This is a genomic window from Kitasatospora sp. P5_F3 (genome assembly GCF_054049135.1).
In genome coordinates this window covers 1-1298 of the sequence record NZ_JBFUMY010000188.1, presented here as the reverse complement: position 1 = coordinate 1298, position 1298 = coordinate 1, and the positions used below count along the sequence as shown (strand labels likewise).

The 1298-nt window shown below is 76.9% G+C and carries 1 pseudogene; it reads left to right on the top strand.

Annotated features, from left to right (window positions below):
• Positions 1-1103 precede the first annotated feature (1103 nt).
• Positions 1104-1298: pseudogene (locus tag ACXJMZ_RS37235) on the top strand (hypothetical protein); the annotation flags it as partial.

Below are 1298 nucleotides of genomic sequence, written 5' to 3'. Positions count from 1 at the left end.
GCGCCGGGCCTGGGCGGGTGGGTGGCGGGGGCAATTCGCCGATGGCGAATTGGCTTGCCCGATGCGGCCCCTGACGGGGCCTCAACTCGGCGGGTGGCGGGTGTCAAAGCGGCACGGGCCTGCGGCCCGCCATGAGGCCCGTTCCGGCCTGCGGCCGGGAGCGTTAACGATGTGGCGTGAATTGTCGGTAACGGGGCCTCCCCTGACGGGGCGTCCGAGCGGCGTTGACGATGTCGCGCGAATTGCCTGTAGAAGGGCCATCCCTGACGGGACGGCAGAATCCGGCGGGCCTTTCGTTCACGATATCCCGCGAATTTTCGGTAGAGAGCCATAGCCCCGATATCGGCGCCGGGGCGCAGCAGCGCGGCGCGGGTGCCCTGCGGCCTCCAGGGAGGGGCGGAGGCTAGACGGCGCCTGGCGGGCACCACAGCGGGCCGTGAGCGGCGGCAGAGGGGAGGGCGGGCACCTGCGGCGTGGGTGGGGCGGCGAGCCCGGGAGGGCGGCGGGAGGAGCGGCCGAGGTGCGGCGGCGGGAGCAGCGGGCGGTGGGTGGCGGTCGGTGACACGGGCAGCGGGTGCTGGTGCGCGGCAGGCAGAAGGCCGGCCCCGCCGTGACGACGACGGGCACCAGGAGCTCTCCGAGCCACCCGCCGGGCAGCACCGGCACACCCGGTCGGCCCGCTCCGGGCGGCCGGCGAAGAGCTCTCCCCGGGTGCGGCGGCGACCGTAGTGCCTCGCCCGAGGGCACGGTGGCGGCCACGACCGCAGCACGGCGCGCAGCACCGGGCGGGTGCGGCGAGGGCCTGAGGCAGGGCGCGGCGGCACTCCCGGCCGAGCCGCCGAACCCGTCCCCGGCCCGCACCACCACCCCCTCCTTGAGCCGCACCGGCAACCCGCCCACCTGTGGAAGGACGAACATGCAAGAGGTGTCGGGACGTCCGGCGCCGGATGCAAGAGCTGTCAGAAACTCCACCCCGGCCCCGCAGGGCGGCGCGGGGAGAAGCACCACACGCCCGGCGAGGCAGGAGCGAACGCGGACCGGGGCGCAGCCGGACACCACCACCCGGTCCTCCAGCGCGGGCGGCCTGGCGGCCGCACCGGTGGGTGGCCGGGTGCCGGGGCCTGACGGCCCGGCAGCGGGCCAGTGGCGGCCGCCGGGCCTGCGGCACCGGCGAGGGTGGCGGGCGGGCTCAGGCGGTGGCCTGGGCCGTGGCCGGTACCCGGGCAGTTCCGGGTGACGGTGAGGCGGTGGTGGCCGGGCCGGGTGGCCTGCGGCCCCCGAGGGCGGCAGCGCACCCC